This is a genomic window from Streptomyces sp. NPDC058198 (assembly GCF_042882605.1).
Classification (GTDB): Bacteria; Actinomycetota; Actinomycetes; order Streptomycetales; family Streptomycetaceae; genus Streptomyces.
In genome coordinates this window covers 67,527-87,132 of the sequence record NZ_JBHVVP010000006.1, presented here as the reverse complement: position 1 = coordinate 87,132, position 19,606 = coordinate 67,527, and the positions used below count along the sequence as shown (strand labels likewise).

Genomic DNA, 19,606 nt, shown 5'->3' with positions numbered 1-19,606 from the left:
ACCCCATGGACTTCGCATTCGACGCCCGCACCGAAGAGCTGCGCACGAAGCTGCTCGCCTTCATGGACGAGTATGTGTATCCGGCGGAGGAGGTCGCGCGGGAGCAGCGGTCGCGGCTGGACAGTCCCTGGGACACCCCGGCGGTCGTGGAGGAGCTGAAGGCGCAGGCGCGCCGGCAGGGCCTGTGGAACCTCTTCCTCCCCGACGCGGAGTACGGCGCCGGTCTGACCAATCTCCAGTACGCGCCGCTCGCCGAGATCACCGGCCGCTCCCCGCAGCTCGCCCCCACCGCGCTGAACTGCGCGGCGCCCGACACCGGGAACATGGAAGTGCTCGCCCAGTTCGGTTCCGAGGAGCAGCAGAAGCAGTGGCTGGAGCCGCTGCTCGCGGGCGAGATCCGGTCGGCGTTCGCGATGACGGAGCCCGAGGTGGCCTCCTCGGACGCGACGAACATCCAGACGCGGATCCTGCGCGACGGCGACGACTACGTCATCAACGGCCGCAAGTGGTACATCTCCGGGGCGATGAACCCGGACTGCAAGATCTTCATCGTGATGGGCAAGACCGATCCGGACGGCGAGGACATCCGCCGCCAGCAGTCGATGATCCTGGTCCCGCGCGACACCCCCGGTGTCGAGGTCCGCCGCGCCATGCAGGTGTACGGCTACGAGGACCACTCCCACGGCGGCCATGCCGAGGTCGTCTTCGACGACGTCCGGGTGGACGCCTCCCAGCTGGTCGGCGAGGAGGGCGGCGGCTTCGCCATCGCGCAGGCCCGGCTCGGCCCCGGCCGTATCCACCACTGCATGCGGCTGATCGGGATGGCGGAGCGGGCGATCGAGCTGATGTGCCGGCGGGCCGTGTCCCGTACGGCCTTCGGGAAGCCGATCGCCCAGCAGGGCGTCGTCCAGAACTGGATCGCGGACGCCCGGGTGACGGTCGAGCAGCTGCGGCTCCTCGTACTGAAGACGGCCTGGCTGATGGACACCGTCGGCAATCGCGGCGCGCACACGGAGATCCAGTCCATCAAGATCGCCACTCCGCGCGCGGTCGTCGACATCATCGACCAAGCCGTCCAGCTGCACGGCGCGGGCGGGGTCAGCCAGGACTTCCCGCTGGCCGAACTGTGGGCCGCGGCGCGGACGCTGCGGCTGGCGGACGGCCCCGACGAGGTGCATCAGCGCTCCCTGGCCCGGCGGGAGCTGAAGAAGTACCTCTGAGGTCCGCCGCGCGCGGGGGCGTCCGGTGCACCTCATCGGACGCACCGCGTGGCGCCATCTCGCCGTACATTTAAGCCTTTACGGTGACAATCGCCCTGCGTGCCACCGCCTGGGCGGCTCCCCTGGTTAGCGTCATGTGCCCTCTCCTGACCGAAGCAGTACCAGAGCTCTGGGGAACCACCCATGCGTAAGCGTTTCTTTGCCGCCGTGGCCGCGTCCGCCGCGTTCGCGGGTGTCATCGCCACCGCACCCGCCGCGTCCGCCGAGCCCAGCCCGCCCGGCTGTCCCAAGCAGTACTTCTGCGCGTACTCCGGGCCGGGGCTGACCGGCAGGCTGCTGCTGAAGGCCGCGGGCAGATGGTCGGGCAGTGTGGCCGGCGTCCGCTCCGTCATCAACAACGGTGTCCGCCATCCCGGCGCCGACCATGTGCAGCTCTCCTGGAGGTACAACGGCAGCAGCTGGAACCGGTGCCTCCACTACAACCCGGGCCCCGGCGCGTACCGGATCGACTTCGACAGCGTGAGGATCACCAGGGTGGCCTGGCGCGGCGAGTGCTGAGGCGGCGTCAGGGGCGCAGCGCCCGCAGGAGCAGATCCGCGAGATGGTCCGCCACCTGCTGCGGGGTGAGCGGGCCGTCCGGGCGGTACCACGTGGAGAGATGGTGGACCGAGCCGAAGTGGTAGTCCACCACCAGGTCGGACGGGGTGGCGGTGGAGAACACGCCGCTCCGCTGGCCCTCCTCGATCAGCGCGCGGAACCGCTCGTGGTAGCGGCGCCGCTCCATCCGTACCTGCTTGTTCTTCTCCGGGCTCAGATGGTGCATCGAGCGGAAGAAGATCGAGGCGTCGTCCAGGTTCTCGATCGTCGTGACGACGACATCGGCCGCGGCGGCCCGCAGCCGCCGCTCCACCGGCTCGTCCGCCTGCGCGAAGGCGTCCAGGCGCTCCTGCTGGAGCCGCAGGACCCGTGCGTAGACCTCCTGGAGGAGATCCTCCTTGGAGCCGAAGTAGTGGTAGAGCGCGCCCTTGGTGACGCCCGCCGCCTCGACGATCTCCTGGACCGAGGTGCGGTCGTAGCCGCGCTCGGCGAAGAGCCGGGTGGCGGCGGCCAGCAGTCGCTGGGGGACGGGGGTGCCGCTCCCGTCCGTCGTCCTGGCCATATGCCGCCACCTGCCTTTCGCTCCGTACCGCCCGCCCGCGCGTCACCGTGCGCGCCCGGGCCGTCTATGGGTGGGAACGCAGTTCCCGCCTGAGGATCTTCCCACTTGTCGTCTTGGGCAGCTCCGGCAGGATCTCCACTTCACGCGGGTATTTGTAGGCCGCGAGCCGCTCCGCGCAGTACGCGCCCAGCTCGCCGGGCTCCACCGTCGCTCCGGGGCGCAGACTGACGTACGCCTTCACGCTCTCCCCGCAGTAGGCGTCCGGGATGCCGACCACGGCCGCCTCGCGCACCGCGGGGTGGGTGTAGAGCACATCCTCGACCTCGCGCGGCCAGACCTTGAAGCCCGAGGCGTTGATCATGTCCTTCTTGCGGTCGACGACGTAGAGCCAGCCGTCCTGGTCCATGAACCCGATGTCGCCGGTGCGCAGTTCGCCGTCGGGGAACGTCTCGGCGGTCGCCCGGGGCAGCCGCCAGTAGCCGGAGACGACCTGAGGGCCGCGTACGGCGATCTCGCCCTGCTCACCGAAGGGCACGTCCTCGCCCTTCTCGTCGATGATCCGTACGACGGTGTCCGCCCCCGGAACCCCGACGGAGAGCGTGCCCGACACCGGGTCGACCGGGGCCTCCTTCTCCGGCGGCACGGAGGCGCAGGGGGCGGTGCACTCGGTGAGTCCGTAGCCGTTGCGGAGGTAGGGACCGAGGGTCGCGCGGAACCGCTCGACCAGTGCGGGCGGCAGCGGCGCACCCCCCGACGAGATGACCTGGAAGGAGCTGAAGTGGTCGCGGGTGACGTCCGGGTGGGCGGCGAGCGCCATGAAGGCGGTGGCGGGGCCGACGGTGTAGGCGGGGCGGTGCTCGGCGAAGGCGTCGAGGACCACGCCGGGTTCGAAGCGGTAGGCGAGGGCCAGGGTGCCCGCGTTGGCGACGCACGCGGCGAGCTCGCAGACCATGCCGGTGATGTGGAAGAGGGGCGCGAGCGCGAAGTAGCAGGCGCCCTCCTCCAGGGGGTGGCCGGTGCGCTGGCGCTCGGCGTTGACCATGATGTTGCCGTGGGCGTTCATGGCGCCCTTGGGCGTGCCGCTCGTACCGGACGTGTAGCTGATCAGCGCCACATCGCCGGCGGCCGGGTCGCGTCCGGCGGGCGCGGGCAGGCCCTGCCGGGCGACGGCCAGCAGATCGTCGGTGTCCGCGGGCGCCGGGAGACGCGCGAAGCCGAGGACCCGGCTGTCGTCGCGGGTCTGCAGATCCCGTTCGCAGGCGGTGAGGGTGATCCGTACGGGCGAGGCCGCGGCCGTCTCGCGCAGAAACGCGTCCCATGCCCGGTCCGCGCAGACCAGCGCCGTCACCTCGGCGTCCGCCAGCACATGGGCGACCTCGGCGGACTTGTACATGGGGTTGAGCGGCACCACGGTCGCGCCGGCCTTCCAGGCGCCGAGCAGCGCGAGGACGAAGTGCGGGCTGTTCTGGAGCATGATCGCGACCCGGTCGCCGCGCTCCAGGCCCCGGGCGGCGAGATGACCGGCCACGGAGTCGGACAGCTCATCGGCTTCTCGGTAGCTGATCCGGCCGTCGAAGTAGGCGAGCGCGGGACGCTCGGGAGCCCGGACGACGGCGGAGCGGAACGCGTGCACCACGGACGCCGGCGGGTCGACGGGGGCTCGCTGGGCCGCGCTGAGCCGGCCGAGCCAGGGCTTGGCCGCGTAGCTCGGTCCGGTCATCGCGCGCCGCCTTCCCACTTCTGCTGGACGCGGTTCATCGTGGCCAGCCAGCGGTCCGGGTCGGCCGCGCGTGCCTGGTGGAAGCCGGCCACCTCGGGGTGCGGCAGGACGAGGAACCGGTCCTCGGCCATGGCGGCGAACAGGGCGTCGGCGACGGCCGACGGCTCGATGGCGGTGGAGCTGAGCACCAGTTCGCCGGCGCTGCCGGAGGCGGTGAGCATGTCCGTACGGACACCCTGCGGGCAGATGGCGTGGACCTTGAGGCCGCGATGGCGGTAGGTCAGCGAGAGCCACTCCGCGTAGGCCAGCGCGCCGTGCTTGGTGACGCTGTACGGGGCCGCGCCGATCATGGTGAGCAGACCGGCGGCGGAGACGGTCGAGACGAACCGGCCGCTGCCGCGCTCCAGCCAGTCGGGCAGCAGGGCGCGGACCGCCCGGACATGCGCCATGACATTGACGTCCCAGGCGTCCGCCCAGACGTCCTCGCCCGACAGGGCGTCGCCGGGCGCGCCGAGGCCGGCGTTGGCGCAGTAGATGTCGACGGCGCCGCCGAGCGCCTCGCGTGCGGTGTCCACGATCAGGGAGGCGTCTCCGGGGACCGCGAGAGCGCCGATCTCCGCGGCGACCGCCTTGGCCTTGGCCGCGTCGAGGTCGTTGACCACCACGCGCGCGCCCTCGGCGGCGAATCTGCGGGCGAGCGCGGCGCCGATGCCGCCGCCGGCTCCTGTGACCACAACCCCTGCGCCGTGCACCGTACTCATCGGGACCTGCCCTTCCGGCCTTCCGGTTCCTCGCCGGCCGCTCCGCCGGCCTACGCAGACTAACCAGTCGGTATGTGGTGAGGGAAGGGGCGTGGCCGGACGGAGCGGGGTGCGCGCCGGGCGTCGGTCGCGAGGGGGCAGACAACGCGGGCCGGACCGCGAGGTGAGCGGTCCGGCCCGTGGATCACACCGTCACCGGTGTGACGGGAACTCCACGACCTGCTGATAGGTCGGCCTGTTCTGCCAGTTGACCGTGGGATGGCTGATGCCGCCCAGCGCCCGGTGGATGATCGCGTCCGTGCACCACTGGTCCCCGGCGGAGCAGTTGTCGTCCCCGGGATAGACCTCGGTGGCGGGCGCCGCCACGGCCGCTTTCAGGGTGGTGAGCAGCGTGTCCCGGCAGGCGCTCAGCCCGCCGTTGCCGCAGTACGTGGCGGCCGTCGGGGACTGCACCGGCTCGCCGAGGACCTGCCTGAGGTCCTTGTCGACAAATCCCCACCAGCCGTACTGGAAGGCGGAACCGCCGTGCGCGCCCGTCGCCCCATGGCTCGCGGCCGGTGACTCGTCGATCGCGAGCGAGGCGGTGAGCGCCTGGTACAGCCCGTCGCCGAGCCCCGGTTCGAACTCGGCCTCGACCAGCCGCGGCCACCAGGCGTCCATGATCCGTACGGCGGCGGAGTGGCCGTAGGTGTGCGAGCCCTGCGCGGTCTCCTTGCGCGGGGAACCGCCGGCCCGCCAGGACTCCAGCTGCTGCACGGCGGTGTTCAGCTGCGGATCGGTGACGGGCGCGGAGCGCACCACCTTCAGCAGCTCGGGCAGCACCTGCTCGCCGCGCAGATCGGTCACGGCGGCCTCGGCCATCGCCCGGGTGAGGGAGGCGCGGGTGACCCCGCCCTGCTTCACCAGCGCCTGGACCCGGTCGTCGAGCAGATCGGCGCGGTGCACCGCGCCGAAGCCGAACCCGGCCGCGTCGTACCCCTTGGCCTGCCGGTTGTTCCAGGAGATGTAGTAGTCCTGGCCGACGGACTGCGGATGCTGGGAGAAGGGCGTGTACGCGGCGGTGTTGTACGCCGGGTCGTAGCCCCGCCATTCGTACGCCTGCTCGGCCTTGACCGGCAGCGCCGGGTCGACACCGCCCGCCCGCACCGGGTTCATGCCGCTGTTGAAGTAGGCGGCGGTGCGGGAGTCCGCGTAGAACCAGTTGAAGGCGTAGTCGATGTTCTCGGCGGCCCGCTGGAAGGAGGCGGCGTTCTTGGTGTAGGCGGGGTCGTTGAGCATCTGGAAGCCGATGATCGAGTCGGCCTCGTGCCGGTAGGTGGTGCGCAGCGAGGTGTACGCCACGGGCTTGCCGCCGACCGTCGCGCGGTGCGTGACCATCCCGTACTTGGTACGGAAGACCTGGAGCCGGTACGAGCCCGCCGCGGTGGAGTCGGCGACGGTCGGCTTCCAGGAGTTGCGGCGTTCCATCTTCTCCATCGGGGTGCAGACGGAGCGGTAGAGGTAGTGCTTGGACGCCTTGGTCGCCGCCGAGCCGTCGGGCTCGCACAGCTCGATGGCGTACGTGTCGGTGATGTCCTGGCCCGCCGAGGTGGCGCTCCAGGCGTAGTCCTGGCCGCGGCCCATCTGGACATACATCCCGACGCCGGCGAAGGCGACACCGCGGGCGCTGATGCCGGGGCCCTGGAGTTCCTGGAGCATCATCAGCTGTGGCGCGAAATAGCCGGTCTGCGGGCCGAAGACGGCGACGGGGTTGCCGCTCGCGGTGTGCTCGCCGGAGACCAGCAGGGCGTTGGACATCCCGCGTTTGGCGTTGAGCGATCCCGAGGGGACGACGCCGTCGTCGAAGATGCCCTGGGCGGGCTTCAGTTTCGCCGGGGCGATGACCGGGGCCTTCGCGTTGGTGCCGGCCGAGCCGGTCTTGTCGTACACGAGCTGCTCGGCCTGGACCGAGCCCGCGTCGGGCAGGGCGGTGCCGCGGGGCTGCGCCGGCTTCTGCGCGTACGGGAAGCTCGTGCCGTCGTGGACGGTGAGGACGGCCTCGGGGTCGTCGCGCTGGCGGAAGGACTCCCAGACCTCGGTGCCCTTGACGACGCCGTACTTCTGCTGCGCGGCGAGGAGCGAGAGGGCTGCTTGCACCTCGCCGCCGCCTCCGCCGCCGAACTGGCCGCCGACGACGGACGCGATGGAGATCAGGTCGGTGATCTTGAACGGCTGGATCTCGCCGATGTTGGTGATCGCGTCGATCTTGCCGGTGAGGACGTACTCGCCCGGGAAGTAGCGGCCGTCCTTGGCCTTCTGGCGGTAGGCGTTGATGCCGTCGATGTACGCCTGCGCGTCGGCCATGGCCAGCGCTCCGCGCTCGCCCTCGGTGGTCCTGATCCGTTCCACCTGGGCCTCGTAGTCGGCTTCGGTGTACGGCGCCGAGGGCCAGAACTGCTGCTCCAGGCCCTGGTTGCCGAGCGCGCCGCCCGCGAAGGAGGTCAGCTCGCCCCGGCCGATATGACGGAAGAGATCCATCATCCAGAGCCGGTCCTGTCCCGCGGCGTAGCCGGCGCCGAACTCGGTGCCGTAGCGGGTGGTGCCCTTGATGTGCGGGACGCCGGTCTTCTTGTCGCGGGTGATCGTGACGTCCTCGCGCGGGGCGGTGACGGATTCGATCTGGTTCCCGGGGACGCCGAAGGATGAGTCGTTGAAGAAGTCGGTGAGCTTCTCGTCGGTGAGCCCGCCGTAGCCCGCCACCAGCGCGTCGTACCGGCCGAGTTGGTCGGAGGCATGCGCGGGATAGGTGCCCAGGAGTTGGTGGGCGAGGATGTCGGCGAGGGTGGCGTTGCCACTCTGGCCGGGCGGCAGGATGTCGTCGCACTGGCCCTGGCAGTGGTCGGTGACCGGGTCGGCGGCCGCACTGGCGCCGGACAGGGCGCCGGATCCGGTGGCGGGTGCGCGTGCGGGGTCGGCGGCCGCCTGCGGCAGGGGCGTCAGCAGGGCGGCGCCCAGCGCGAACACCGCGGCGGCGGTGGCGCTGGTAAGTCTTCCGGTGCGTCGTGGCATGGATGCTCCTCGGGGAGGCCGGTGCGCCGGAGGTTACTGATGGTGTGACCGCTCAGTAAGGTGAACATCAGTCACCTTTTCCGAATCACCACAAGGGGATTCCTGAGAATCGCCTTCGAATTCTGCTCGATATCGGGCGGTATGCCGGACTCGTGGCCGCGATCTGTTTTTTGATGGAGCCGAATGGGGCAGGCGTACGTCCATTCCACAACGCCGAAGTACCAGCGACGGAGGTGGCGGCGGTGGCCGGATTCCGGAGTCTTGCGAGACAGGTGCGTGACCCGCGGTGCGATCTGGCCTTGCGACGGTATTCACTGCGCAAGTGCCTGGAGCGGTTTGCCCCTTATGGGCACCGGGCGACCTGGGATCATCTGTGCGCGAGGCACAGCATCGAACCCGAAGACAGGGCGCCCGACCCGGCGCGGCTGATGGCCGCGCTGGATGAACTGGAGGAGGCGCGGGCCGTATGGCTCACGTATGAGATGGAGTTCGCGGAGCGGCGCAAGCGGGAGAAGCATGACGGGCTACGACGGCCCGGGAGCTTCGACGACTGGCACCGGCGGACCTGGGGCGGCAACGGTGTCGCCCGGTGCGACGATCCGGCGGTCCATCCGTCGGAGTCGCTCGCCGAGGTGCTGCGGCGGCTGATCTCCGGCCTGGAGACGGGGCCGGGAGCGAGCTGCCCGGTGTGTGCGGAGCGCGGAATCGTCTGGCGCCCCGACCTGTCCCACGAGCCGTGGTCGGGGCCGGTCTGTATGGGCTGCGGCATTGTCGTACCGCAGCCGGTTCTCACATCCGAGGCCCTGGACCGGGCGAAGCGGGTGCGTCTGAAGGAACTGGCATCAGTGGCATGAGACGTGTGGGGGCGGGCCCCGGAGCCGGTGCGCCCCCGCGGCGCCGGCGGTGACCGGGCGGCCGTCGCCGCTGCCGCGCGCGGCCGTCAGGAGCCCCCCGGCTCCCGCGGCGCGCGGCGTTCCGGAAGGCGTTCCGGGAGGAGGCGGGAACCCGTCATACGGTCGCCGAAGACATCGTCCGGGTTGGAGAGGACGCAGGTCTCCAGGGAGAGGCAGCCGCAGCCGATGCAGTCCGTCAGATGGTCCCTGAGGCGGCCCAGCTGTCTGATGCGCTCGTCCAGCTCCGCGCGCCAGGCTTCGGAGAGCCGGGCCCAGTCATGGCGGTTCGGGGTGCGTTCCTCGGGGAGCTCGGCCAGGGCGTCCCTGATCGTCGCGAGCGGGATACCCACCCGCTGGGCGGCGCGTACGAACGCCACGCGGCGCAGCGCGTCCCGGCCGTAGCGGCGCTGGTTGCCGCTCGTCCGGCGGCTGCTGATCAGCCCCTTGGACTCGTAGAAGTGCAGGGCCGACACCGCGGCGCCACTGCGCGCGGACAGCTGGCCGACGGTGAGCTCATGGATCTTCTCCGGAATCTGCGGCACCCCTCGAAGCCTACTGTCAGGACCCGCCGTCCAGGACTGTCAGGGTCCGCCGTCCAGCACTGTCAGGACCCACCGTCCAGGACCGGTGTCCGCGTTGACAGGAGCGCGCCCGCCCACCCATGCTGAGCAAGCGCTTAGACATGCGCGGTGGACGCTTGACGGGCTTGAGAGGCAGGGAACAGGGACATGGCTGAGCCGAGGATCTTCACCTCCGCCGAGGAGCTGCGCGCCGGGGTCGGCGAGCAGCTGGGTCACAGCGACTGGCTGGAGGTCGACCAGAAGCGGATCGACCTCTTCGCCGACGCCACCGGCGACCACCAGTGGATCCATGTGGACCCGGAGCGGGCCGCGGCGGGGCCGTTCGGCACCACGATCGCGCACGGCTATCTGACGCTGTCCCTGCTGCCGGTGCTCGTACCGCAGATCATGCGGGTCGAGAACGTGAAGATGGGCATCAACTACGGGACCAACAAGGTCCGTTTCCCCTCGCCCGTGCCCGTCGGCTCCCGGCTGCGCGCGTCGGCCGTCCTGAAGGGCGTCGAGGATGTCGGCGGCGGTGGCGTCCAGATCACCACGCTCGTCACGATCGAGCGCGAAGGCGGCGACAAGCCGGCCTGTGTCGCGGAGTCCGTGTCCCGCTTCTATCTCTGATCCATCGCTGAGCCATCTCCGAGCCGGGGCGCGGCCGCCTCCCGCCGGGCCGCTTGCGGCGCGAGGCTACGTCCGCACCGCGACCATGCGCAGGACGAGGTCGGCGTAGAGCGCGCCGACCTCGTCGGGTGTCCGCCGCCCCGCCGCGTTGAACCAGCGCGCCACATCGATGCAGAGCGACAGCACCGCGAGGGTGGTGCCCGGTACATCGGGGACGTCGAACTCCCCGTCCCGTACGCCGTCGCCCAGGATGCGCCGTACGACGGCGTCGCTGCGCCGCCGCAGCTCGACGATCTCCACGCGGTGCTCGTCGCCGAGCGCGTCCAGCTCGTACTGGACGACCCGCGCCGTGGTGTGCCGCTCCGCGTGCCAGCGGACGAAGGAGCGTACGGCCTCGGCGAGCCGCTCCGCCGCCGTGCCCTCCCGGTCGGCCGCGGCCGTCAGGATCTCCAGGGCCTTGTCGTGGCCGATCCTGCTGATCCGGTGGAGCAGCTCTTCCTTGGTCTTGTAGTGGATGTAGAGCGCCGCCGGGCTCATCCCCGCGCGTCCCGCGATATCGCGGGTGGTGGTGGCGTGGTACCCGCGCTCGGCGAACGCCTCGACGGCGGCGACCAGCAGCTTTCTGGCCGCCTCCGGGGTGACCTCGCCCCACGGCGCGTTCTCACCGTCCGCCGTCTGCTCCGCCGTACGCATCGCTCGCCCCTTCCACTCGGCAGGACGGACACCATACCCCGAAGCTGAGCAAGCGCTTAGTGCTGGTGACGACGGACATCCGGATCGGAGCCCCGGGGTCAGAGCTTCTCGCCCCGGGGGTCAGAGCTTCTGGAAGGGGTCGTGCTCGGCGAGCATCTTCTCCAGCCGGGCCTGGTCGACCCGGCTGACGATCTGTCCGGCCTCCTGCCGGTCCCTGACCACCTTGGCCAGCGTGAAGGCCGAGGTCGTCAGATAGAGGACGGCGATGCCGAGGAAGCCCCGTACCCACGCGCTGGCGTCGAGCTTGAGGATGCCGATGGTCACGGCCGCCAGGGCGAGGGCGAAGGAGATGACGGCCTGTCCGTAGAACGCCGCCGTGTTCTGGTGGTTGACGGGAGAATCAGTCATAGCGGCAGCATCGGCCGCCGGGGCGCGGACCACATCCGCATCCGTACTCAGATCGTACTCAGAAGGCCGAAACCCCCGTCAGCGCCCGCCCGATGATCAGCTTCTGAATCTGGCTGGTGCCCTCGTACAGCGTCATCACCCGGGCGTCGCGCAGCAGTTTGCCGACCGGGTACTCGTCGATGTAGCCGTAACCACCGAACACCTGGAGGGCGTTGTTGGCGGCGCGTACGGCGGCCTCGGAGGCGAAGAGCTTGGCCTTGGAGGCCGCCGTCGCGAACTCCTCGCCACGGTCGATCAGATCCGCCACCCGCCAGGTCAGCAGCCTGGCCGCGTCCACATCGACCGCGATGTCGCTGATCAGTTCCTGGACCAGCTGGTAGTGGGCGATGGACTTGCCGAACTGCTCGCGCTCCGCCGCGTATCCCACGGCCGCTTCGAGGGCCGCCCGCGCGATCCCGACGCAGCCGGCGGCGACCGACATCCGGCCCTTGGCGAGCGCGGACATGGCGAGGGAGAAGCCCTTGCCCTCCGGGCCCAGCAGGGCGGTGGCCGGCACCCGGACGTCTTCGAGGACCAGCTCCGCGGTGGCCTGGCCACGCAGACCGAGCTTGCCGTGCAGGGTGCGGCGGGTCAGCCCGGGGCTGTCGGCCGGCACGAGAAAGGCGGAGACGCCCTTGTGCCCGGGGGTGTCGTTGGTCCGCGCGAAGAGCAGGACGACATCGGCCCAGGTGCCGTTGGTGATGAACATCTTGGAGCCGTTGACGACCCAGTCCCCGCCGTCCCGTACGGCTTTCGTCGTCAGGCCGCCCGCGTCGGAGCCCGTGCCGGGCTCGGTGAGCCCGAAGCAGCCGATGGCCTCGCCGGAGGCCAGCCGCGGCAGCCACGCGCGCTTCTGCTCCTCGTCGCCCCAGGCCAGGATCGTCTTGGCGACCAGACCGAGCGAGACGGAGACGATGCCCCGCACGGAGGAGTCGCCGCGCCCCAGCTCCTCCGTGACCAGGCAGTACGCGAAGTGGTCGCCGCCCGAGCCGCCGTACTCCTCGGGCACGGTCAGCCCGAGGAAGCCCAGCGCGCCCAGCTTCCCGACGATCGCCCGGTCGACGCTCTCGTCCCGGTCCCAGTCGACGGCGAACGGAGTGACCTCGCGGTCGACGAAGTCCTCGGCGAGCCTGCGTACGGCCTCCTGCTCCTCGCTCAGCCCCAGATCCACGGTCGGCACCCCGCCCTTCGGTCGGACCTTTAATTAGCACTGCTAGTTTCCAGTCGGCAGGCCCTACTATGTGCGCCATGGCCAGACCGCGCAAGCCCCTGCTCAGCAGAGAACGCATCGTCGTGACGGCGAGCGCGCTCGTGGACGCCGAGGGCCTCGAAGCGGTCTCCACCCGCCGGCTCGCCGCGGAGCTGGGGGTGAGCGGTCCGTCCCTCTACAACCACTTCCGCACCAAGGACGAGATCCTCGAAGCCGTCGCCGACGCGGTCAGCGCCCAGGTCGATCTGTCGATGTTCGAGGAGAGCGACGGCCGCGACTGGCACACCGCGCTGCACGACTGGGCCGTCTCCTACCGCGCGGCCCTCACCGCCCACCCGCACATCGTGCCGGTCCTCGCCCGGGGCCCCGGCCGCCGCCCGGCGGGCCTGCGGGTCGCCGACGCCGTCTTCGGCGCGATGGTCCGGGCCGGCTGGCCGGCCGCCCAGGCCACCCATATCGGCGCGCTGATGCGGTACTTCATCACCGGCTCCGCGCTCGGCTCGTTCGCCCTGGGCTTCGTCGACGACGCGGCGGCGTACGACCCGGCCGACTATCCGCACCTCGGCCAGGCCCATCTGCTCGCCGAACGGCAGCAGCAGGTGGACGAGGGCTCCTTCGAGACAGGTCTGCGGGCGCTGCTCGACGGCCTGTCCCTCCAGTACGACCGGTGCGAGCGGCCCGGCACCATGCCTGGGCCCGCGCCGAACCATCCCTGACGCGTCCCGGGCGTACGGCACACCCGGAGCGCGCGATATTGCGGTGGGGACCGAAGCTCCGTCCGCGTACGTTCACCCCATGACATCCTCCTCGCAGCCCGGCTCCCCGCCGGCGGCTCCCCCGTCCTCCCGCGCGACCTGGCTGCCCCTGGCCGCCGCCGGTGTGACGGTCGTGCTCTGGGCCTCGGCCTTCGTGTCGATCCGCAGTGCGGGCACCGCCTACTCCCCCGGCGCGCTGGCCCTCGGCCGGCTGCTCGCCGGCGCTCTCACCCTCGGTCTGGTCTGTCTGGTACGGCGCGAGGGACTGCCTCCGCGCGCCGCCTGGCGCGGTATCGCGATATCGGGGCTGCTCTGGTTCGGCGTCTACATGGTGGTGCTCAACTGGGGCGAGCAGGAGGTCGACGCGGGCACGGCGGCGATGGTGGTGAACATCGGACCGATCCTCATCGCCCTGCTCGGCGCACGGCTGCTGGGCGAGACTCTGCCGCCACGGCTGCTCGCGGGCATGGCGGTGTCGTTCGCGGGCGCGGTGGCCGTGGGTCTCTCGATGTCGGGCGAGGGCCATGCCTCGGTGCTGGGGGTGCTGCTGTGCCTGCTGGCGGCGGTGGCGTACGCGGGCGGAGTGGTGGCGCAGAAGCCGGCGCTGGCGCGGGCGAGCGCGCTCCAGGTGACGACCTTCGGCTGTCTGATCGGCGCGGCCGGCTGTCTGCCGTTCGCGGGACAGCTGGTCCACGAGGCCGGCAGTGCCCCGCTGTCGGCCACGCTCAACATGGTGTATCTCGGCGTGTTCCCGACGGCGCTGGCGTTCACGACCTGGGCCTACGCCCTGGCCCGTACGACGGCGGGGCGGATGGGCGCGACGACGTACGCGGTCCCCGCGCTGGTCGTCCTGATGGCCTGGCTGGCCCTCGACGAGATCCCCGGCGCGCTCACGCTCGGGGGCGGTGCGCTGTGCCTGGCCGGGGTGGCGGTGGCCCGGTCGCGTCCCCGCCGGTCCACCGTCGTGGCGCGTGACGACGGCGGTACGGCGGCGGGGAGCGCGGCGGAAGCGAACACCGAGGCCGGCCGGCCGAGCGCCTAGACCGGCTCAGGACCCTAGAGGCGCTAGAACACGACCAGGGCGCGGCCTCCCCGGCCGGCCAGCATGTTCTCGAAGGCGGCGGGGATGCCGTCGAGACCGATCCGTTCGGTGACCATGGCGCCCAGGTCGAACCGTCCGGCCCTGATGTGTTCCGCGAGCACCGGCAGGTCCTTGGCGGGGTCGCTGTTGCCGTAGACGCAGCCGGAGAGCGTACGGCCCCAGTGGAACAGCTCCAGGGCGTTGAAGGTGACCTGCTGGTCCTTGCCGCCGATGCCGACGACCGTCGTACGGCCGCCGCGCCGGGTCGCGTCCCAGGCGGTACGGATGGTGGCGGCGCGGCCGACGCACTCGACGGCCACATCGGCGCCCCGGCCACCGGTCAGCCCGCGGACCTCCTTGGCGGTGGTGCCGGAGGCGACCAGGTACTCGGTGGCCCCCGCCGCCCGCGCCAGGGCTTCCTTCTCTGGGGAGACATCGACGGCGATGACGGTCGAGGCCCCGGCGATCCTGGCGGACTGGAGGACGGCCAGGCCGACCCCGCCGACGCCGAGGACCACCACGGACTCGCCCGCGCGGACCCGTGCGGAGTGGTGGACGGCGCCGTAGCCGGTGAGGACCGCGCAGCCGAGGAGGGCGGCGTCGGTCAGCGGAATGCCGTCCGGCAGCGGCAGGACGCAGTTCGCGGCGACGACGGTCTCCTCGGCGAACGCCCCGACGTTCAGGCCGGGGTGGAGTTCCGTGCCGTCGGCCGTACGGGCATGGATGCCCGCCGCGCCCACGAGCGCGTCGGCGCAGAGCCAGACCTCACCGATCGAGCACGGGTGGCAGATCCCGCAGGACGGAGCCCAGTTGAGGACGACGCCGTCGCCGGGCGCCACATGGGTGACGCCCTCGCCCACGGAGACGACCGTGCCGGCGCCCTCGTGGCCGAGGACGGCGGGTACCGGCACCCGCATCGTGCCGTTGGACAGGGACAGATCGGAGTGACAGACACCGGCGGCGGCGAGGCGTACCCGTACCCGGCCGGGACCGGGCTCGGGAAGCTCGATCCCGGTGATCTCCAGCGGGGCTCCGACGGCGGGCAGGATGGCGGCGCGGACCATGGGTTTCTCTTCCCGGCTCAGAACTGGAGGGACTTGGTCTGGAGGTACTCGGCGAGCCCGTGCGCGCCCAGTTCGCGGCCGACGCCCGACTGTTTGTAGCCGCCGAAGGGCGCGAGCGGGTTGAAGCGGCCGCCGTTGATGTCGACCTGTCCGGTGTCCATCCGGCGGGCGAAGGCCACGGCCTCGCTCTCGTCCCCGGCCCAGACCGCGCCCGCGAGGCCGTAGACGGTGCCGTTGGCGATACGGAGCGCGTCCTCCTCGTCCTCGTACCGCAGGAGGGAGAGGACGGGGCCGAAGATCTCCTCCTGGGCGATGGTCATCTCGGGCGTGACCTCGGCGAAGACGGTCGGCGCGATGTAGTAGCCGGTCGCGTGCGGGGCCTCGGGGCCGCCGGTCACGAGCGTGGCGCCTTCCTTGATGCCCTTTTCTATGTAACCGCGTACCCGTGCCCGCTGTTTCGCGTTGACGACCGGGCCGAGGCGGTTCGCGGTGTCGTGCGGGTCGCCCACGAGGTAGCCGCCGGCCGCGGTCCTCGCCAGCTCCACGGCCTCGTCGTACTGGTCGGTGTGGACCAGCATCCGGGTCCAGGCGCTGCATGTCTGGCCCGAGTTGGACATCACATTGGCGACGCCGATCTTGACGGCCTTGGCGAGATCGGCGCTCGGCAGGATCACATTGGCGGACTTGCCGCCCAGCTCCAGGGCGACCCGCTTGACGGCGGCGCCCGCGGTGGCGCCGATCCGCTTGCCGACCGCGGTGGAGCCGGTGAAGGAGACCAGGTCGACGCCCTCGTGCTCGGCGAGGGCCTGCCCGGCGACCGGGCCGAGGCCGGTGACGAGATTGAAGACACCGGCGGGCAGGCCGGCTTCATGGACCAGCTCGGCGAAGAGCCGCGCGACCAGCGGGGTGTCCTCGGCGGGTTTGACGACGACCGTGCAGCCCGCCGCGAGGGCGGGGCCGACCTTCGCCACGATCTGGTGCAGCGGGTAGTTCCACGGCGTGATCGCGCCGACGACCCCCACCGGCTCCAGCAGCACGGTGGAGTTGCCGACCTTCTCCTCGAAGGGGTACGTGGCGGCCAGCTCCGCGTAGGAACCCGCGACCGCGATCGGCGCGCCCGCGTGCACCTTCCTGGACAGGCCGATGGGCGAGCCGAGCTCGGCCGTGACGGTCTCGGCGATCTCGTCCGCGCGGGCCACCATGGCGTCGCGCAGGGCGGCGATGTACGCCCCGCGCTCGGTCGGCGGGGTGGCGGCCCAGCCGGGGAAGGCCGCCCTGGCCGCCCGTACGGCGGCGTCGATGTCCTCCGCCGTACCGGCCGGGACGGTGGCGATGACCCGCTCGTCCGCCGGGTTCACGACATCGATCGTGTCCGTCCCCGCCGCGGGCCGCCACTGTCCGCCGATGTACATCCCGTCGTATGCCTTCATCGCCATTCCTCCCGGGCCTGCCGAGCCGCCGTCGCGGTACGCGTCCACACTGCCGTCGCACCCAAACTAGCGGTGTTAGTTTTTCGGCGCCAGAGCGGCCCGGCTCACGGCGTACGCGGCCCGGCTCACGGCGTACGCGGCTCAGCTGACGGCATACGCGGCTCAGCTGTCGAAGCCCGGCAGGTCTCTGGGGGCGGGGCAGATCCGGCGGCCGTAGTGGTCGAAGACGTACAGATGCGCGAGATCGACCAGCAGCGGCACCTGGGCGCCCGTCCGCAGCCGCATGTCGGGGCCGGTGCGGACGACCAGATCGCTCGCCGCGATGGCGGGCCGGTCGGGGCTGTGGGTGGCCGGCCTCTCCGGCTCGTCGAGCACCACGACCGGTCCGCTGACATGCCCGCCCGCGCGCTCCCTGAGCCGTTCCAGCACGCTGGGTCCGCTTCTGCGGCGGCGCGGAGCGGGCTTGGGCCGGGGGGATTCGAGATCGGTCACCACCGCGGGCCGGGATCCGGTGTTGAGATGCACCAACGCCTCATGACCCTGGTACTCCACGTGCTCGACGATGCCGCTCAGCGCCACCTCACCGGGCCGGGCCTGGCTCGGCGGCGCGATACGGGCCGCCTCGGACCGCAGACCGACGATGACCTGCCGGCCCTGCTGGATACGGAGCAACTGGTGGTCGGAGCTGAGGGGTTCCGGCAGCGGAAGCCGCTGCCTGCCGAGGTCGATCGACATCCGTCCCTCCAGCGGCGCGTACACCACGGCCTGGAGCAGATTGATACGCGGCGTGCCGATGAACGCGGCGACGAACACGTTCTCCGGCAGGGCGTACACCTCGCGCGGCGCGCTGACCTGCTGGAGCACTCCCCCGCGCATCACGGCGACCCGGTCGCCGAGCGACATCGCCTCGGCCTGATCATGCGTCACATAGACGGTGGTGACGCCCATTTCCTGGGTGAGCTGGGCGATCTCGGCGCGCAGATGGTTGCGCAGCTTCGCGTCCAGATTGGACAGCGGCTCGTCCATCAGGAAGACCGAGGGCCGCCGGGAGATGGCCCGCCCCATCGCGACCCGCTGGCGCTCGCCCCCGGAGAGCTGGCTCGGGTAGCGGTCGAGCACGCTCTCGATGCCGAGCATTCTGGCGGTGGCCTCGACGCGCTCCGTGTTGTCCTCGCGCGGGTTCTCCAGCCGGAGCGGAAACCCGATGTTGTCGCGGTTGGTCATGCTCGGATAGAGCGCGAAGTTCTGGAACACCATGGCCATGCCGCGTTCTCGCGGTGGCATGAGGTTGGAGTACTCACCGTCGAGGAGCAGTTCGCCGTCGGTGATGTCCTCAAGACCGGCGATCATTCTGAGCACCGTCGACTTGCCGCAGCCCGAGGGGCCGAGCAGCACCACGAACTCGCCCGGCGCTATGTCGAGCGAGAATCTGTCGACGGCGCGGGTGGCCCGTCCGTACACCTTGCTGACGCTGTTCAGAGATATGGCGCGAGTCATGTTGGTTCCGCCCGGGAAGGAGAGGTGGAGCGACTGCGACGCCTGAAGCTAGCCGACTAGTCGCGGTCAGGGAATGACTCGCGCGAAGGTTGCGCCGCACGACGCCACCGGTTCCGGCGGTACCGTCGCCTCCGACCGGGGGTAACGGGCGCCGCGGGCTGTCGCCGCGACACGGCGCGGACGGTCGACGGAAGACACTTCCATCCACGAGCCAGTAGGTCGGTTGACTCAACAAACGATCTTGCGGCGCTTGGACAGTTCTTCTCACCTGACGAGTCGTGGAATTATGCTTGCCGCCGCGAGGGCCTCAGTGTGATCCTTCCTTCGAACGAAGGGCACATACCATGGCATACGCTCGTTGGCGCCACATGCTCATTGAGTCACAGCGGCACGCCCTCAAGGCCGTAGATGAGTGGAATTGCTCGTCCGGTAACTTCGGTGATTTCCTCACGCACATGCATAAGGCCTGGCACTACTTGCTGCATGCAGCATTCCGGAAGGACGGGATCGACTACCACTACAAGGACGCGCAGACCGGTCAGTACAAGATGATCGACGGCGAGCCGAAGGCGTGGGACCTGGAGTGGTGTTTGAAGCAGCGCTTCGCCAACAGTGCGGATCCCGTGCGGGTAAACGTTGAACTCTTCGTGGCACTGCGCAACAAGGTGGAGCACCGGTATGAGCACAGCCTGAAGATCGTGACGGGCGGGAAGGCCCACGCGCTCGTTATGAACTATGAGCAGCAGACGGTGGCGTACTTCGGTCCGTCGTACAGCCTCGCTGACCAGCTCCGCTTCCCGATCACTCTTCAGTCTCTGACGGCGGAAGGGTTCGCACAGCAGAAGGAAGCGGCAGCCAAACTCCCGAAGAAGACGCGCGACCTGGTGGCGAAGTTTGAGGCGGGCCTCGATCCGGCAGTGAAGGAGGATCTGCGGTACGACTACCGGGTCCGGCTCGTGCCGATCGTGGGATCAAAGACGGATGCGGATCTCTCGCTCAACTTCGTCAAACTTGACGACCTGACCGAGGATGAGCGCATCGTCATGAACGAGGCGGGCCGCACCGGCACGGTCATCACCAAGATCAAGCACGTTGAGGTGGCGGACAAGAACCTCCGCGCCACGCAGGTAGCCGCCCTTGTCACAGAGTAGGTGCCCTTCGAGTTCACTGTCCACGGTGACCACACTGAGATGTGGCGTCGAATTGGTATCCGTCCCGCACCGGGCGCCGCCGACCCGTATGCAACGGACTCCCGGTACTGCGTCTTTAGCGAAGCGTTCAACTCGTACCTCTACACGTCGTCCTGGGTGAAGAAGATCGTCAGGGAGATCGGCACAGTCGATAAGTACCGAGCGTTCTTCGGTAAGGACCCGCGCATGAAGAAGGTGACACAACTCCCCGCGTCAGGAAGCCGTATGCCCGGGAACCCTCCTCA

General features: G+C 70.4%; 18 protein-coding genes. 7 read left to right on the top strand and 11 right to left on the bottom strand.

Annotation, left to right across the window (positions count from 1 at the left end; all coding sequences use genetic code 11):
* Window positions 1–5 precede the first annotated feature (5 nt).
* Both ACFVWW_RS21545 and ACFVWW_RS21540 read left to right on the top strand, forming a co-directional pair.
* Entirely contained in the window at window positions 6–1,220 is a 1,215-nt protein-coding gene (locus ACFVWW_RS21545; protein ID WP_384182938.1) for an acyl-CoA dehydrogenase family protein, read from the top strand.
* A gap of 183 nt (window positions 1,221–1,403) precedes the next feature.
* Entirely contained in the window at window positions 1,404–1,778 is a 375-nt protein-coding gene (locus ACFVWW_RS21540; RefSeq protein ID WP_384182935.1) for a peptidase inhibitor family I36 protein, read from the top strand.
* A 7-nt stretch (window positions 1,779–1,785) separates the two neighbouring features.
* Here the strand turns inward: ACFVWW_RS21540 and ACFVWW_RS21535 are convergent, their stop codons facing one another.
* From ACFVWW_RS21535 to ACFVWW_RS21520, 4 genes are all read right to left on the bottom strand, one after another.
* Window positions 1,786–2,379: a TetR/AcrR family transcriptional regulator gene (locus tag ACFVWW_RS21535; protein WP_384182933.1), complete on the bottom strand. Its 594-nt coding sequence runs from the start codon at window positions 2,377–2,379 to the stop codon at window positions 1,786–1,788.
* Between the two features lie 64 nt (window positions 2,380–2,443).
* Complete coding sequence (locus ACFVWW_RS21530; RefSeq protein WP_386879067.1) at window positions 2,444–4,099, bottom strand: class I adenylate-forming enzyme family protein; 1,656 nt, start codon at window positions 4,097–4,099, stop codon at window positions 2,444–2,446.
* Window positions 4,096–4,860: an SDR family oxidoreductase gene (locus tag ACFVWW_RS21525; protein ID WP_384182928.1), complete on the bottom strand. Its 765-nt coding sequence runs from the start codon at window positions 4,858–4,860 to the stop codon at window positions 4,096–4,098. Before ACFVWW_RS21525 ends, ACFVWW_RS21530 begins: the two co-directional genes overlap by 4 nt.
* 192 nt (window positions 4,861–5,052) lie before the next feature.
* Entirely contained in the window at window positions 5,053–7,908 is a 2,856-nt protein-coding gene (locus tag ACFVWW_RS21520) for a penicillin acylase family protein (protein WP_386879068.1), read from the bottom strand.
* A 242-nt stretch (window positions 7,909–8,150) separates the two neighbouring features.
* Between ACFVWW_RS21520 and ACFVWW_RS21515 the strand changes: the two genes are divergently transcribed.
* Window positions 8,151–8,762, top strand: a complete 612-nt coding sequence (locus ACFVWW_RS21515; RefSeq protein ID WP_384182922.1) for a hypothetical protein — start codon at window positions 8,151–8,153, stop codon at window positions 8,760–8,762.
* 86 nt (window positions 8,763–8,848) lie between these two features.
* Here the strand turns inward: ACFVWW_RS21515 and soxR are convergent, their stop codons facing one another.
* Entirely contained in the window at window positions 8,849–9,343 is a 495-nt protein-coding gene (gene soxR / locus ACFVWW_RS21510; RefSeq protein ID WP_384182920.1) for a redox-sensitive transcriptional activator SoxR, read from the bottom strand.
* A 186-nt stretch (window positions 9,344–9,529) separates the two neighbouring features.
* Here soxR and ACFVWW_RS21505 point away from each other — a divergent pair, with 186 nt between their 5' ends.
* Window positions 9,530–9,994 (top strand): MaoC family dehydratase, encoded by a 465-nt coding sequence (locus tag ACFVWW_RS21505; protein ID WP_384182917.1) that lies wholly within the window; start codon window positions 9,530–9,532, stop codon window positions 9,992–9,994.
* A gap of 66 nt (window positions 9,995–10,060) precedes the next feature.
* Here the strand turns inward: ACFVWW_RS21505 and ACFVWW_RS21500 are convergent, their stop codons facing one another.
* The 3 genes from ACFVWW_RS21500 to ACFVWW_RS21490 form a co-directional block, all read right to left on the bottom strand.
* Entirely contained in the window at window positions 10,061–10,687 is a 627-nt protein-coding gene (locus tag ACFVWW_RS21500) for a TetR/AcrR family transcriptional regulator (protein WP_384182914.1), read from the bottom strand.
* 120 nt (window positions 10,688–10,807) lie between these two features.
* Complete coding sequence (locus ACFVWW_RS21495; RefSeq protein ID WP_384182911.1) at window positions 10,808–11,095, bottom strand: YiaA/YiaB family inner membrane protein; 288 nt, start codon at window positions 11,093–11,095, stop codon at window positions 10,808–10,810.
* A 58-nt stretch (window positions 11,096–11,153) separates the two neighbouring features.
* Entirely contained in the window at window positions 11,154–12,305 is a 1,152-nt protein-coding gene (locus tag ACFVWW_RS21490) for an acyl-CoA dehydrogenase family protein (RefSeq protein ID WP_384182909.1), read from the bottom strand.
* A 77-nt stretch (window positions 12,306–12,382) separates the two neighbouring features.
* Here ACFVWW_RS21490 and ACFVWW_RS21485 point away from each other — a divergent pair, with 77 nt between their 5' ends.
* The gene (locus ACFVWW_RS21485) at window positions 12,383–13,060 is read left to right on the top strand and encodes a TetR/AcrR family transcriptional regulator (RefSeq protein WP_384182906.1); all 678 of its coding nucleotides are present in this window, start codon (window positions 12,383–12,385) and stop codon (window positions 13,058–13,060) included.
* Window positions 13,061–13,139: 79 nt separating this feature from the next.
* A complete protein-coding gene (locus ACFVWW_RS21480) occupies window positions 13,140–14,141 on the top strand; it encodes a DMT family transporter (RefSeq protein WP_386879069.1) in 1,002 nt (333 codons plus the stop codon).
* A 23-nt stretch (window positions 14,142–14,164) separates the two neighbouring features.
* On the opposite strand, the gene ACFVWW_RS21475 is transcribed toward ACFVWW_RS21480, so the two are convergent.
* The 3 genes from ACFVWW_RS21475 to ACFVWW_RS21465 all read right to left on the bottom strand — a co-directional run bounded on the left by ACFVWW_RS21475 (window position 14,165) and on the right by ACFVWW_RS21465 (window position 18,171).
* Window positions 14,165–15,244 carry a Zn-dependent alcohol dehydrogenase gene (locus tag ACFVWW_RS21475; protein ID WP_384333970.1) on the bottom strand — a complete coding sequence of 360 codons (1,080 nt, stop codon included), beginning with the start codon at window positions 15,242–15,244 and terminating at the stop codon, window positions 14,165–14,167.
* A 17-nt stretch (window positions 15,245–15,261) separates the two neighbouring features.
* Window positions 15,262–16,674, bottom strand: coding sequence for an aldehyde dehydrogenase family protein (locus ACFVWW_RS21470; RefSeq protein WP_386879070.1), 1,413 nt, complete (start codon window positions 16,672–16,674; stop codon window positions 15,262–15,264).
* Between the two features lie 162 nt (window positions 16,675–16,836).
* The gene (locus ACFVWW_RS21465; protein WP_384182899.1) at window positions 16,837–18,171 is read right to left on the bottom strand and encodes an ABC transporter ATP-binding protein; all 1,335 of its coding nucleotides are present in this window, start codon (window positions 18,169–18,171) and stop codon (window positions 16,837–16,839) included.
* A gap of 368 nt (window positions 18,172–18,539) precedes the next feature.
* Here ACFVWW_RS21465 and ACFVWW_RS21460 point away from each other — a divergent pair, with 368 nt between their 5' ends.
* Window positions 18,540–19,322, top strand: coding sequence for a DUF3644 domain-containing protein (locus ACFVWW_RS21460; protein WP_386879071.1), 783 nt, complete (start codon window positions 18,540–18,542; stop codon window positions 19,320–19,322).
* Window positions 19,323–19,606: the final 284 nt, after the last annotated feature.